Source organism: Gemmatimonas groenlandica (assembly GCF_013004105.1).
Taxonomy (GTDB): domain Bacteria; phylum Gemmatimonadota; class Gemmatimonadetes; order Gemmatimonadales; family Gemmatimonadaceae; genus Gemmatimonas; species Gemmatimonas groenlandica.
Genome location: NZ_CP053085.1, coordinates 3,515,621 through 3,530,139 on the forward strand (window position 1 = coordinate 3,515,621; position 14,519 = coordinate 3,530,139).

Genomic DNA, 14,519 nt, shown 5'->3' on the forward strand with positions numbered 1-14,519 from the left:
AGGAACTGATGTGGTCTTCTGCTCTCTTTTTGTCCGTTGCTACGCTGAGTGTTGGCCTGCTGGCGACATCGGCGCAGTCCGGCAAGTGGTTCGCCACCGTGAACCAACTGCGGAACGGCGGCTCCGCCGACGTGACCATCGAACCCCGGAATGACAAGCAATCGCGAGCGAAGATCACCTTTCGCAATGGCAGTCGCGATATGCGCATCGCGTGGGACGTCGTGGCGGGTAACTGCAATGACCAAGGGGCACCGATCGCGCCGCAAGCAGCCTTCACCCAGGCGCAGACACAGATGGACGGCGGGGGATCGGTCACGGCCGTGATCCCGAAGCTCGAGAGCGGCAAGCGGTATTACATTCGCGTGTTCGACCCGCAGGTGGCGCCCAACGATCAGAATGTGTGGGGCTGTGCGAATATCAGCGAGAAACCGTAGGCGATTCACGCGAGCGGTCGCACCAAGTGCAAAGGGGCCGTGCATGATGCACGGCCCCTTTGTACGTCGTATCGGCAGAGCCCTTACGGGGCGGTACCCGGTGAACCCACGCCGCCGAACGTGTAGTACGGAATGCCAAGCGAGATCAGCTCACGCCCCGACACGGGAACATGGAACGGTGTGCCGGGAACCAGCTTGCCCCAGCCACGCGCGTCCCACCACGAGATGTCACCTTCGGTGGGATACAGTTCGATACGCTTCTCGTACTGAATGGCGTCGAACAGGTCGCCGCACGCGCCGTTATCCTTACGTGGCACGCAGTCACGGCCGGCCGGCGGGCCGTTCGCGTCCGCCGGACGAAGCCCAGCCGCCACACGGGTCGGATTGATGAGCGCCGCAGCTTCCGTGAAACGTCCCACACGGAACAGCGCTTCGGCGCGGATGAACTTCATCTCGTCCATCGACATGATCTGAATGAAGGCGCGATTACCCGAATCGGCCGCCGTGTTCAGATAGCGCGTGGAACGGTACGACGAGGTGAGATACGCACCATTGGACGCGCTGCCCATGGTCGACGTGAGACGCGTAAAGCGGGTACCAGCAACGCTGTTGGTCGCCCCATGAATGCGACGGTCCGGCGTCGTGATCGTGAACGCGGTGCGATTGGCGATCGGAGCGGCCACCCACGCCTGATAATTGCCGGAGGTGTCGGCCGGACCAAGAAGACGGTTGTGGATCCGGACCGTACTCTGCGCGAACGAGTTGTTGATATACGTCGAGGCGGTGTTGGCCACGGCCGGATCGGCCTGCCATCCAAAATCCCGCGTGATACCCGAGTCGAGACGCGCCAGCACGGCATTCCAGTTGACCGCGTTGCGCGCGGCAGGGGTACGCGGCGAGTACACATCGGCGCGCACCAGGAACGAATACATCACCCGCACCAGTTCATCGCGCGTGATCGGACGGCCGTTGATGAAAAGCGCCGGCCACGTGAAGTTCGGTCCCGCCTTCGCTTCCGTAATCACGACGTTCATCTGCGCTTTGGCATTCGCCAAGACATCCGGCCACGGCACCAGAGTGACGTTGGTCTGGTTCAAGCCCGGCGTGATCGTATCCGTGATGTAGGCTTGGTCGGTGGCGAGGGCGAGCTTGAGCTGCGAAATGGCAATGATGAACTTCGCGAACAGCTTGCGATTGGGCGTGTCGGCACCGTTCGGTGTGGTGGCGTCGATGGCGCCGAACTTGAGTTTGTTATCGCGGATACCGATGAAGGCTTCGCGGGCACCGGCTGACGCCTCGTACGGGGTCCAATACGCCACGCGCGTAGCGCAGTTTACGTTGTCGCGGTTGTTGATGGGCAGCCGCGGTTCAACAGCGAACTCGAGGTACGTCACGCTGGTGGTCGTGATATCGTGGCCCCACAAGCTGTAAATCAGCGTGGGACAGCTGCCACGATTCACGGCCGTGTAGGCTTTAAAGGAGCCAATCAACGCGGCTTCCGTATTGGCCGCGTTGTTGAATACCGTGGCGATACTGAGGTTGTTCGGATCGGTAACGGCGAGATCGACGCAGCCTGCCAGCGAGGCAGCGGCCATGGTACCAATCAGGATAGCGGCGCGGCGGCGTACGGCGACCGAGCGGGACACAGAAGTATGCATGAATGCGGCCTCGGTCAGAAGGTAAGCGTAACGACGCCGGTCAGCGTGCGCGTCATGGGATACGTAGCATCGTCGAAGCGTACCGTCGGCGAGCCGGCCATGACATTGAGGCCGGTGTAATTCGTGAACGTGCGCATGTTCCGTCCGATCAGATCGATCTGCGCGCGCGACACACCAACCTTGTTCAGGAAGGGCCAACGCTTCGCGTCTGCCGTGTAGCCCAGCATGAGCTCCGCGATCGTCAGGTGCGTACCGCTTTCCACGAACTGCGCGAGATACAGGTTGTTGTTGTTCGACACGGCGTTGTAGTAGGACACCGGCTTTTTCTGTTCGTCTGGCTTGCCGAACTGGTCGACGTCGGGATGGTCACCCGAGGCGTAGAACGTCTGGTTGCTGTTGGCGTACACATCGCCACCCAACTGCCCCGTCGTCTGGATGAAGAGACGGAAGTTGTTGTATCGGAAATTGTTCTGGAAACCGAAGCGGAAGAGCGGCTGACTGTCGCCGATGCGGTCGTACCAAAGCTGTCCCGTGGAATCGCGGCGCTGAATCGGTAGCCCCCAGCCGTAGGCGGTGCCATCGATCGTGACGGAGCTGCCCCACAGGTTCTTGGCAATACCATCGCGCCACGTGTTGCCCGCACCCACCGGCACCACCCAGCCGTCGTCGTTGACGTCGAATTGCGCCTGCGAGTTGCGGTGAATGGCGGCCAACTGCGACTTGTCCCGGACGTTCTGGTTGCCCCACATCTCGCTGAGCGGGATCCCGTCGCACTTGTACTGCAGGCCGTCGTCGAAGCAGGTACGCCCGAAGCTGCGCGTGAACTGCTTCTGATTGTCTCCCGTCACGAGAATGTCCCAGCGCAACCCGTTGGGGTTGGTCAGCACCGCGCCCTGGAGCGTCAACTCGAGTACGTTGCCGCCGATGTACGCGGGATTCGTGCGAACGAGCTGGTAACCCGAGACGGCCGGTGCCGGCACGTTCACGAACACATCCTTACTGTCGTTCCGCACATACGTGACCGTCGCCGACAGGCGCGACTTGTACGCGAGGTCGATACCGATTTCCTGTTCCTTGGTGAACGTCGGCGTGATGTTAATGTTGCCAAGATTGCTGCGGCGGATCGCGCCGGTGCCGTCGTTCGTCATCGCCTCATACTGATCGCTGAAGCTCGGGCTCACACCAGTCACGCCGTAGCTGTAGCGCAGCTTGAACTGATTGAACGCCGGCATCGGGAACCAGCTTTCCTCACTCAGAATCCAGGCGGCCGAGGCTCGGCCGAAGGTGTTCCAGCGATTGGCGGCACCGAACAGCGAGTTGCCTTCACGGCGCCAGAGGAAATCGCCGATGTAGCGTTCCTTGAAGCTGAGGCCGAGGTTGGTGATGGAGCCGAGCACGCGATAGTCGTTGATGAGATTCGCGGTCGTGCGCACGCGCGCCTGCGACATGGCTTTGAGCCCTTCGGTGCCGAAATCCGTTCCGGTAGTCGTGAGGCTGGGGGCGTACTCACGGCGCGTTTCACCGCGCTGCGACAGTCGCGCCGTGAGTTCGCCGAGGGTTTTTGTCGCTGAGACGGTGCCCGTGATGATGTAGCCGTCAGTCACCTCGTTGATCTCGCGCAGGCTGCCGATGCTCGGGCTGATCGTGCCGAGATTCGACGTCGCCGTCGACACGACCGGAGCGCCGCGCGGTGTATACGTGGTCCGAGCGTAATCGCCGCGATCGTAGTTGGCATCGCCGGCCACCGACAGCCAGCTGAAGGGACGGTAGCTGGCGTTGGCATTGAGCAGGGTGCGCGCACGCCGGATCACGTCGTCGGCGATAAACTGCGTGTACAGCGGATTCGCATACAGCGAGACCGAATCGGGAACGATCAGGTACGGAAAACCGACCTTGGGAAACGGATCAGCCTCCTTCAGGTTCACGTCGGTATCAATGCGATAGAAGTTGTTGAAGCTCGGGCTCGACGCGTCGTCCTGTCCGCGGGTGTGGTTCACCGACACGCCCACGTTGAGCTTCTCGTTCAGCCGCGAGTCGAGGTTCACGCGCAGCGTTTGGCGGCGATACCCTTCGTTGTCTTCCAACACGCCGCCGAACACGTTACGCGTGTACGCCACGTTGTAGTTCGTGGCGGCGGCGTTGCCTTGCACCTGCAGGCTCTGAATCGTGGTGCTGCCCGGATTGAAGAACAGCTTCGGGTGATCGTAGGTCTGCGACGTAAACGGCGCGTCCATGATACCGAGCGGTTTGAGCGCACGCTGGGCGCGCGGCACGACCTGATCTTGCGCGTTCAGCCAATTGCCATTGGCGTCTTGCCGGAACGCATGATGCTGATTCTTCTTCAGGTTCGTTTGAAACTGATCGGTGCCGGTCTCGGAGCGCGCCTGAAATTGCGTCGTGCCAAGGGCGAGCCCTTTACCGCGCCTGGTGGTGATCGCGATAACGCCGGCCGCCGCACGAGAGCCGTACAACGAGGCTGCCGCGGCGCCCTTGATCACCTCGATCGACTCCACGTCCATCGACTCGATGTCCTGCGTGGTCACCGATTGTGCTTGGTTCAAAAACACGCCGTCCACCACGAAGAGGGGCGATGGTGGGGTACCGGCCTCGGTGATGCCGGAGATCGGTGTGCGGAGCACGATGTTGACGCCACTTCCCGGCTTGCCGCTCGGACGCGTGATGGCAACACCGGCCACCTTACCCGCAATCAGATTGGCGGCCGAGCCGGTCGGCATGACCGGAATGTTTTCCGACGTGATCTTGTCGACGGTGATCGTGGACTTCGCTACCGACTGGGCATCCATACTACCGGATACCGTCACTTGATCGAGGCGTGTGGACGTAATACTGAGTGAAACGTTCAACGTGGTCACGCTGTCGGCGACCAGTCGGATGTTGGTGATGCGCTGCGGGCCATAACCGAGCCGCCTCACATCGAAGTTGTAGAGTCCTGCCGGAGCGCTGGGAATAATGAAGCGACCGTCTGGCCCGGTACTCGCCGTGATGGGCGTGCCGACAAGGAAAACGTTGACGCCGGCCAACGGTAGCTTGCTGACGACGTCGGTCACGACTCCCACCACCCTCGCGCGCCGAGTCGGCTGCGTGGATTCAGTGGCTGCCTGCGCCGAGAGTCGCGCGAGCGGAGCTGCGCACCATAGCAAGCTTGCGCTTAGGGTTGCAACCAGCGCGCGGTTGGGCACACGCTGCGGGAAGCGTTTGCGTCGAGATGACATCATTGAGCGGGTCGGAGGGGACCAAAGCGTGGGGAGGCCACGGCCACTATACGACCACACATGCGATGTCGCCAGATTGTTACGTGCTAAGAAAATCAGACAACAATGGCACAACGAGTCAGCGACGGAAACATCGCGTTCGCATTGTTCAGTAATGAGACGTTGATCGAGATCTCGTTGATCAACGCCTGAACGAATTGATCACGATCGCGCCGCAACGATCAGCGCGTTGTGGCAAGCCTGGGATCACGACGTTCATGGGATACACCTCGACACTGCGAAACATCGATGGATCGAGTCGACCAACCTGATCGCCTTCGATGGGCGATGTATCGAGGAAGAATTGCATCGGACACGGATTGGAGAACCCATCGTTCCCCACGCCTTGCGTCCCACTTGCCCCACCGCGGTTACGGGAGATCGTCGCTACGACTTCGCCGTCGGTGCCGTTGCCACGAAGCCGCTGGATGGTCATGCCCGGCACACCTTGCACGAGTTCAGCAATCGAATAAGGACGCGTTTCGAGAATGTACTCCCGGGTATAGAGGCGACCGGCGCCGACGCGCATCTGGATCAGTCGCTGACCCTGAGCCACCGCCGTAGCAGTCGCGGAATTGGCCTTGGCGGTGACTTCAACTGTTGAAAGCGTGCGCGGATAGCGCCGTAGTAGTAGTGACAAGGTGTCCTTCGAGGAGCGCACCACGATCACTTCACGCTGGTACGGTACATATCCGATCTGGCGCGCCAGCACGACGTGCGGGCCCGTCGGCGGATCGGCAAACCGCCAGAATCCCTTTGCATCGCTTCGTGTTGTGTACGAGGTGCCGGCGATCAGCACTTCGGCGTCGCCCATCGGCTTGCCGGCGGCGTCCACCACCCAGCCCACCAGCTCGTCCCGGGATTGCGCGGCCACCGGCTGCGCCCGCAACAGCGACGGCACGATCAGCAGCGCGAGTCCCGCATAGGCGCTGCGCACATTCCTGAAGACTTTCGGTAACTGGCCCATAGCCCATTGAAACGCCGCGGTGCGCGAAACGCAACGACGGAACCGATCTGGCGCATCACCACTACTTCGCCGTGACGCGCCAGATCGCATTGCCCACGTCGTCGGCCACCAGTAGCGCGCCGCGCGCGTCGATGGCGACGCCGACCGGGCGCCCGCGCGAAAACTCCTCGCGCTCGAGAAATCCCGTGAGCACATCGACGGGCTCGCCCGACGGCGCGCCATTCACGAACGGCACGAAGATCACCTTGTAGCCGCTCATCGGCTTGCGGTTCCACGAGCCGTGTTGCGCCACGAAGGCACCGCGCTGCAATGCAGGTGGCAATGCACCGGCGCGTGAGAAGGCGAGCCCCAGCGAGGCGGTATGGGCCCCGAGCGCGTAGTCCGGCACCACCGCGCTCGCGACCAGATCGGCCCGCGCTGGTGTCACCCGTGTGTCGACATGCGGGCCGAAGTAGCTGTAGGGCCAGCCGTAGAACGCGCCGTCGCGTACCCGCGTCATGTAGTCGGGCACGAGGTCGCTCCCCAGCTCGTCGCGCTCATTCACCGCGACCCACAGCGCGCCGGTCGTCGGCTCGAAGCTCATCCCGACGGGATTGCGCAAACCGCTGGCGAGAATGCGATGGCTGCCCGTGCGCACATCGACCGCCCAGATGGCGGCGCGCTCGGCTTCGACATCCATGCCATTCTCTGCCGCGTTGCTGTTCGATCCCACCGCCACGAACAGCGTGCTGCCATCCAACGAGGCGACCACATTTTTCGTCCAGTGGTGATTCCGCGAACCGGCCGGCAGCGCGACCACGCGCGTGCCCGCCTCGGCGATGCGCTGCACACCCGCGCGATACGGAAAGCGGACGATGGCGTCGGTGTTGGCCACGTACAGCGCGTCGCCCACCAGCGTCATCCCGAACGGCGACGTGAGCCCGGAGAGCAGCACCGACCGCACATCCGCGATGCCGTCACCGTTGGTATCGCGCAGCAGCGTTATGCGATCGGCGCTCGCGACCGCACCACCGGCTTTCCGTTGAAAGCGCTTGAAGAACCAGCCTTTGATGCCGGTGGCATCGTCCGGCCGCTCCGGTGCATTGGTTTCCGCGACCAGCACGTCGCCATTGGGCAGCACGTACAGCCAACGCGGATGATCGAGATCACGCGCGAACGGTTGCACCGCGAGTCCAGGTGCCGCCACGGGCATCTCACTCGCCAACCATGCGCGCGCGCTGGCGACACCGATGGTTGGAATGAGCGACGTGCGCGGGGCGTCGAGCGTCGGCGACGGTCCGATGCCGGCGGCGAGTGGCAGCTGTGCGCGGCCACCGCAGGCCGCCAGCATCGGCGAGACGAGTAATGCACTGGCGAACGACACGACGAGGGTGCAGGCAGAATGGCGTTTCATGGGACGCCGTATCGCAAGATCCGCGCTTACGGCCGATACACCCACGCACTCGCGCGCGGCCCGCGTCCGCCGCCGTAGCCGCCGGTGATCAGTACGCCGCCACCAGTGATCGGCGCGACGGCGGAGAACTGGCCCGCCATCGGGCTGTTGCCCGGCACGAGCGCGAACGCACGCGCGGGCGCTCGCGCACGTGGATCGAAGGTCTCGGCTTGTGTGGCCCCACCAGCAATCAGGACGGTACCGTTTGGCAACAGTACGGCGCTGCCGTTGTGCTTGTAGCGCGGACGTACCAGGTCCGGTCCCAGCGTGAACGTGGTCGAGATCGGATCGAACAGCTCGGTGCTGTCGTAGACGCCGTCCGTGTCGCGCTCGTCGGTGCCACCGGTGATCAACACCCGCCCGTCGCGCAGTACGACGGCATCGTGCTTGTGCCGCCGCACGCGCATGTCGCCGACCTTCCGGAACGTGCCGCTCGCCACGTCATAGCGTTCGGCCGATGTGTAGAGCGTGATCTCCGCGCGACGTCCGCGATGTCCACCGACCACGAGCACCTGTCCGCTCTGCAGCAACACCGCAGCGTGGCTCTCGCGGGCGACCGTCATACTCCCGGTCGGCGAAAAGCGTCCGGTGGTAGGATCGTAGAGCTCCGCGCTGGAGAGAAAGCTCCACGCCGGACCCACACCGCCGGCAATAAGTACCTTCCCGTTGGCGAGGGCGACCGCCACGTGCCCGGCGCGCGCCGCACCAAGTGAACCGGTCGGCACGAAGCGATTGGTCGCCGGATCGAACAACTCGGCGGCGGCGAGCACGGTGGATCCCGCCGCGTAGCCCCCCGCGAGCAGCACCTTGCCGTCGGGCAGCCGCGTCGCCGTGTGGCTATGGCGCAGCGTACGCATGCGCGGCAAGGCGGCGAATCGCCCGCCGGCCGGATCGAAGAGCTCCGCCCCGCTGATCGAGTTCTCTTCGTTGGTGAACCCCCCGGCGACCAGCACGCGACCATCTCGCAGCGTGGTCGCCGTGTGGGCCGCGCGTTCGATACTCATCGCGGTCGTGGTCACGACGGAGCCGGCCGCACCGCCAGAGGGTGGGAGACGCGCTGGCGGAGCGCGAAATGTGGTCAGGGCCAACGCCGCCAACGTGACGGCATAGCGACGGCGAGTGTCGTGCGACATCAGCACCTCCAGCAGGTAAGAACCCGAGCGGGTGACGCGGAACAGCTCTACGACAACTCGACCGTCCGAATCGTTCAGTCACCCTTGAGTACGAAGGTGAGCTTGAGCGTGACCTTGTACATGGTCACCTTGCCGTTGGCGACCTCGACACTCTGGTCCTGAATCCAGGCGCCGGCGATACCGGTGATCGTCTCCGAGGCTTTGGCGATGCCCTGCGTCACGGCATCGTCGAGGCTGACCTTGCTCGAGGAAATGATCTCAATGACTTTGGCGACCGACATGATGGCGTCTCAGCGTAGTGGGAATGTCGACCACGCAGGACCGCGGATCGACACCCACGCACAGCGCAGAAGGCGTGCCACCCGCCCACTGAGGTGACCCTCCCCTACAACGCTTCAGGGACGCGATCCACCACCGACGTCGGCCGCTTGCCCAGCTGAAACCACACGACGACGAGTGGCACACCCAGCAGCACCGGCCAGAACCACTGCACCGCGGGGTGCACATCGGTGAACAGTGTGGGGGTCGGACCGAACACCACACCGATCAGCCCGAGCAGCGCTCCTGAGCGCTTCTGTTGGTCCAGCAGTCGCGCGGCGCGGCGGAACAGGAACACGGCCAGCTGCAGCAGCAGCATGCCAATCCAATGCTCACGCCATGGATAGTTGGCGGTCACGCTGATGTAGACCAGATAGATCAGCAGCAGCGTACACAGCACGGCGAGGACTTTCAGTCCGCCAATGACGAAGTTGAGCATCTATTTCGCGGCGCGCGCCTTGACCACCGACAGCAATCCCGCGTCCACCAGCTTGGGCGGCGTACGCTTTGGTGTCGCCTGCTCCCACGCCGACGCGATTCCCATCAGCGCACGATCGGTCCACGGACGCGCCGAGAATTCGAGGCCGAACGGTAAGCCGTTCGCATACGTGCCAGCATACACCACCACTGCCGGCACGCCGATCATGTTGATCCAACTTGTGGCCGAGTGCGGGCCTTCGCTGACGCGTCCGTCCTGCGGCATCGACTCGTCCGGCGGTGCCATCTGAATGGCGGGGTACACAAAACCATCCAGCTTCATGCGCTCGAGCGTCGCCACATACTCCGCCAGCATGGCGCGACGCGGCGCGTGATAGTTCCGCTCGGCGTCAGCATCTTGCGCGAGTACGCGTTGCTCGAGCCGCACGCCAGGCATGACGCGGAAGTTATCCTCCACGCCGATCGACGACACGAACAGTGGGGCGCCGACGACCTGCTCGTACTGCGCGGCCGAGTGATATGTGGCCGGTCCGAAGGTGGCGAGGAAACGGTCGGTGCCGTCGCGCATGTAGGCATACGTCGACACGCGGCTCGCCATGTTCGCGAAGGCGGGCGGCAGGATGCTGTCGCTGATGACGACCTCAGCGCCGGCAGCGCGAAGCGATTCGACCGCCTTCATGAACAACGCGCGTGTATCATCGCGCAACGCCATGTTGGCGGCGGCGCGAATGGAATCAGCGGCGCGTTCCGGCACATCGGCGGGAATGCCATGGAACGGGATACCACTGCCAGCCATGATGAAAGCCGGCACCCCGAAGCGCTTTCCTTTGAGCGATGCACCCGTCACCGTTCCCGCAACGGGCGGCACCGAATCCGGTGCCAATAGTGTCTGCGGATCGAGCGAGTCTTTCCCCGCCATCACGGCCAGCGCAATCGCGGCATCGGTTGCGGTCCGTGCAATCGGCCCCGTGTTGTCGAGCAACCAATCGAGCGGCGCGATACCGGCGATACTGACCAGGCCACGCGTGGGGAACACCCCAACCAGCGCGCTCGTGGCGGCCGGCATGCGAATGGAGTTGCCGGTATCGGTGCCATTCCCCAAGACCGCCATGTTCGCTGCGACGGCGGTGACCACACCGCCGCTCGACCCGCCGGGCGAGAAGCGTACGTCGTACGCATTGCCGGTGCGGCCGAACGAGCTGCTGCGATTGGTGTCGCTGTTGGCGAGATCCGGCATGTTGGCGAGGCCGACGATGATGGCGCCGGCAGCGCGGAGTCGCGTCACGATCGTCGCGTCCTTGGGTGCGATGAGCTCGTGGCCCGCCCGAGTAAATCCTTCCCAGCCGGCGGTGGTGATCTGCCCCTGCACGCTGGTGTTGGCCTTGATCACGATCGGCACGCCCCACAGCGGACCGCGGGCTGCGCCGTTGCCCTTCGCCGCCTCGGCGTCGAGCCGTGCGGCGTCGGCCAGCGCACTCTCGCGCAACACGGTCTCAATGGCGCCATACACGCCGTTGTAGCGATCGATGCGATCGAGGTGCCACTGCACCACCTGGGTCACCGTGTATCGCTTGTCGGCGTACAGCTGCTCCAGCGCCGGGACCGTGACGTCGAGGAGATCACGATCGACCGCGTTGAGGGCTATTGGTACCGATGGTGGCGCGCAGCCCAGCGTGGCGATGGCCAGAGCGGTCGCGAATGAGCGAACCGCCCTCTCGGAGATCAGCCTGGAAAGCGAGGGTGCAGCGAGCATGAAATGAACTCCATAAACACAGTGGCGCCTACGACGGGTCACGCAACAGGGACAATGTCGCTCAAGAATCGTCCCTCCGCTGTCGATATGAAACCGTGGGGCGACGTAGCCCGGATCGACGTCCTGATGTATGAAGGCGCCTACGACTATGCGTTCTCGCTCTATTGCGCTGCTCTCTTTCTGTATCGCGGCAGTCTCCTCAACGGCCGCCGCCCAGTCGGGTGAGTCTCCATTCAGCTTTCACGCCGCGATCAACGCCGGCGCCGGTGTCTCCGGGAAGCTGCCCATCCTCGGCATTCCATCATACGGCACGTTCGACTATCGGACGGCCGCGCTGCAGTTCCGGTACCGACTCGAGAACTCTGACCAGTTTGTCGTGCAGTTGGTCAATCGCCGACTCGGACTGAGCCCGTTGCAAACGGCGCTTCCCGATGTCTCGCTGCAGTGGGCCTACTGGCAGCGTCGCGGCAAACTCGGCGCGATCAAGGTGGGTCGCAATCCGATGCCGCGTGGCATTTTCAACGAGATCCGGTTCGTCGGCACCGTGTTGCCGTTCTTCCGCCCGTCGTTCGAGGTGTACGGCGAGGGACGCGAGACCGTAGACGGCTTCGTGTACTCGCGCACCGATCGCCTTGGCAGTGGCTCGCTGGAGCTCAACGTATTCGGTGGCAGCAACGAGGTGCGCACGCAGGTGGTCACTGCGACGGGCAACTCGATTCGCGCCTTCCGCGGCAACGTGCTCAAGGGTGCGCAAGCCTGGGTGAACGTGGCTCCGGGGCGCACACGCTTTGGCGGCTACTTCGCGCAGTATCGCATCGACTCCGCCCGCGTGTACGGCTGGCGTCATGAGAGCCTGGTCTCGGCCGAAACACACATCGTGCCGCGCACCGTGTTCCGTGCTGAAGGGCTCCGTATCTACGGTGTCGGACCCAAGCAGGACCGCAAGAGCGGCTACGTGCAGGGCGTGTTCAACGTGAGCGAGAAGTTCGACATCATGTCGGAGATGAGCCTCACGAACAATCGCATCTTTCAGACCGCGCCACTGAGCAACGTGGATGTGGTGGCCACGCGTGATCGTGCGCTCGGCGTGACGTATCGCATCGGCGGGGGCGCCCTGCTGCGCCTCGAGCGCCACGACGTGAGCGGCTACGCGTTCGACCAGCTCGTTCCGCTCGTGAGCACGGTGGCGGGCAAGAGTGTCGTCGCGCCGCAATCGGCCGGCATGTACTGGCTCGGTAGTTTCGCGTTCAGCTTCTAACCGAGACCATATCCATGAAAACTCTCTCTCGTATCTTCGCGGCCGCGGTTGCGGCCTGTGTGCTGGCCCTGCCGTCGGCCACGCCGCTGGCCGCCCAGGACTTCAAGGTGATCGTGAACAGCGCGAATCCGATCGGTGACATTTCGTCCGCGGCCCTGAGCAAGATCTTCCTGAAGGAATCGGCCGCATTTCCCGGCGGAGGCCCCGCCACGCCAGTAGACCAAGGCAAGACCAGCGCCGTGCGCGCCGCGTTCAGCAAGCGCATCATCGGCCGGCCGGCAAGCGCGGTCGATACGTACTGGCAGCAGCAGATCTTTTCCGGCAAGGACGTTCCCCCGGCCGCTAAGGCATCCGATGACGATGTCATCGCCTTCGTCAAAGCAACGCCTGGCGCCGTCGGATACGTCAGCGCCGGAGCCACTACCGCAGGCGTGAAAGTCGTCGACGTGAAGTAGCATCACGTCGCGTACGTTGCCGTTCGCCTAGTCGCCGGAGACACCGATGCCGTATTCGTCCATCTTTTTGTAGAGCGTCGTGCGGGTGATGCCCAACAGCTTGGCGGCTTGCGACCGATGGTTCTTGACCATGCCAAGCACCGCAACAATCTGACGCTTCTCCGCAGCGCGAATCGACCAGTCTTCGGCGTCCGGCGCGGCATGCCCGGCGTGCATTCCGCGCGCGACGAGTGAGGGCGCCACGTGGTGCGTGTCGATTTCGGACTCGCCGATCGCGCGCACGAACGATTCCATTACGGTATCGTGCAACTGCGGAATGTTGGCGGGCCACGGGCAGTTGCACAGCCAGTCCAATGCCGCCTGCGTGAAGCCGTCGGGCCCTTCACCGACGTCGATGCGTGCGCGATCGACAACTCGCAGGCCGATCGTGGCGATCGCGCTGGCGCCACGTTCCCTCAGCGCGGGGACATTGATCGGCAACACCGCCAGGCGATGGTACAGCGACGGCAGCAGTCGCGTGGCGCGCGCATCGTCGGCCAGATCGCGCCGCGTGGATACGATCAGGCGCAGCGTAGGCGATGCATCCAGTACACTCAGCAACTGCTGTTGTGCGCCCGCGCTGAGCACGCCGAGATCATCCAGATATAGCGTAATGCGGGAATGCGATGCCGCGCGTTCGCTCCGCTCCAGCGCCGTATGCAGCGCGCTTTCCACCGACTCGGGCGAACGATCGAGCAGACCAATCGCCACGAACGTGCGATCCACCTGCGGCGCGAGCTGATGTACCATCTCGGCAATCGCGCGCTTCCCCGTGCCGGCCTCGCCGATCAGCAACAGCGGGAGCGCGAGCGGTGCGACATGCTGCACTTGACGCACCACACGCTGCATCGCGAGCGACGGATCGAGCACGCCGTACGGATCGACGACGTGCGCGGCCAGCAGGCGTCGCGAGCGGTGCAAACGGGTGCGTTCGAGGCCACGCTCCAACGCCGCCTGCAACAGATCCAGATTGGGCGGCTTGAGCTGGACATCCTCAGCGCCACGCCGGATCGCTCGCACGGCTTCAGGGACTTCGATCGTGCCACTGAGCAGGACGATCGTGAGCGTCGGGTCGATGGCCCGCAGCTGCTCCATGAGCTCGACCCCCGTCATGCCGATGAGTCCAAAATCGAGTACGGCCGCGTCATATTCGCGCTCGGCAACGGCGCGCTTTGCCTCCTCGCCGTCGCCGAACGGCGAGACGTCAAAGCCGCGAGACGCCAGCTGTCGACTGAGGGCCCGCAACATCGACGGCTCGTCGTCGACCACCAAAAGGCGTGGGGCCGCCGCAAATTCCTGCGCGCCGGAATGGTCAGGATGAGCGCTCATGGCTTCAGATTCATAAGGCGACGAGTTGCCAGT

At 63.7% G+C, this 14,519-nt stretch carries 12 protein-coding genes; 3 read left to right on the top strand and 9 right to left on the bottom strand.

Annotated elements, in window-relative coordinates:
• Positions 1-8: 8 nt before the first annotated feature.
• Entirely contained in the window at positions 9-434 is a 426-nt protein-coding gene (locus tag HKW67_RS15000) for a hypothetical protein (RefSeq protein ID WP_171226159.1), read from the top strand.
• Between the two features lie 83 nt (positions 435-517).
• On the opposite strand, the gene HKW67_RS15005 is transcribed toward HKW67_RS15000, so the two are convergent.
• The 8 genes from HKW67_RS15005 to HKW67_RS15040 all read right to left on the bottom strand — a co-directional run bounded on the left by HKW67_RS15005 (position 518) and on the right by HKW67_RS15040 (position 11,405).
• Entirely contained in the window at positions 518-2,092 is a 1,575-nt protein-coding gene (locus tag HKW67_RS15005) for a RagB/SusD family nutrient uptake outer membrane protein (protein ID WP_171226160.1), read from the bottom strand.
• Between the two features lie 14 nt (positions 2,093-2,106).
• Positions 2,107-5,160, bottom strand: coding sequence for a SusC/RagA family TonB-linked outer membrane protein (locus HKW67_RS15010; RefSeq protein ID WP_171226161.1), 3,054 nt, complete (start codon positions 5,158-5,160; stop codon positions 2,107-2,109).
• 346 nt (positions 5,161-5,506) lie between these two features.
• On the bottom strand, positions 5,507-6,331 hold the full coding sequence (locus tag HKW67_RS15015) for a carboxypeptidase-like regulatory domain-containing protein (RefSeq protein WP_171226162.1): 825 nt from the start codon (positions 6,329-6,331) through the stop codon (positions 5,507-5,509).
• Between the two features lie 61 nt (positions 6,332-6,392).
• Complete coding sequence (locus tag HKW67_RS15020; RefSeq protein WP_171226163.1) at positions 6,393-7,724, bottom strand: PQQ-dependent sugar dehydrogenase; 1,332 nt, start codon at positions 7,722-7,724, stop codon at positions 6,393-6,395.
• A gap of 26 nt (positions 7,725-7,750) precedes the next feature.
• Positions 7,751-8,896, bottom strand: coding sequence for a Kelch repeat-containing protein (locus HKW67_RS15025; protein ID WP_171226164.1), 1,146 nt, complete (start codon positions 8,894-8,896; stop codon positions 7,751-7,753).
• Between the two features lie 74 nt (positions 8,897-8,970).
• Positions 8,971-9,177 (bottom strand): dodecin family protein, encoded by a 207-nt coding sequence (locus HKW67_RS15030; RefSeq protein WP_171226165.1) that lies wholly within the window; start codon positions 9,175-9,177, stop codon positions 8,971-8,973.
• 104 nt (positions 9,178-9,281) lie between these two features.
• Complete coding sequence (locus HKW67_RS15035; protein WP_171226166.1) at positions 9,282-9,653, bottom strand: hypothetical protein; 372 nt, start codon at positions 9,651-9,653, stop codon at positions 9,282-9,284.
• Positions 9,654-11,405 (bottom strand): amidase, encoded by a 1,752-nt coding sequence (locus tag HKW67_RS15040; protein WP_171226167.1) that lies wholly within the window; start codon positions 11,403-11,405, stop codon positions 9,654-9,656.
• 148 nt (positions 11,406-11,553) lie between these two features.
• Between HKW67_RS15040 and HKW67_RS15045 the strand changes: the two genes are divergently transcribed.
• Together HKW67_RS15045 and HKW67_RS15050 are read left to right on the top strand one after the other, a co-directional pair.
• Positions 11,554-12,663 carry a hypothetical protein gene (locus HKW67_RS15045; protein WP_171226168.1) on the top strand — a complete coding sequence of 370 codons (1,110 nt, stop codon included), beginning with the start codon at positions 11,554-11,556 and terminating at the stop codon, positions 12,661-12,663.
• A gap of 14 nt (positions 12,664-12,677) precedes the next feature.
• Positions 12,678-13,118, top strand: coding sequence for a substrate-binding domain-containing protein (locus HKW67_RS15050; protein WP_171226169.1), 441 nt, complete (start codon positions 12,678-12,680; stop codon positions 13,116-13,118).
• Between the two features lie 27 nt (positions 13,119-13,145).
• Here the strand turns inward: HKW67_RS15050 and HKW67_RS15055 are convergent, their stop codons facing one another.
• On the bottom strand, positions 13,146-14,486 hold the full coding sequence (locus HKW67_RS15055) for a sigma-54-dependent transcriptional regulator (protein ID WP_171226170.1): 1,341 nt from the start codon (positions 14,484-14,486) through the stop codon (positions 13,146-13,148).
• Between the last annotated feature and the right edge of the window lie 33 nt (positions 14,487-14,519).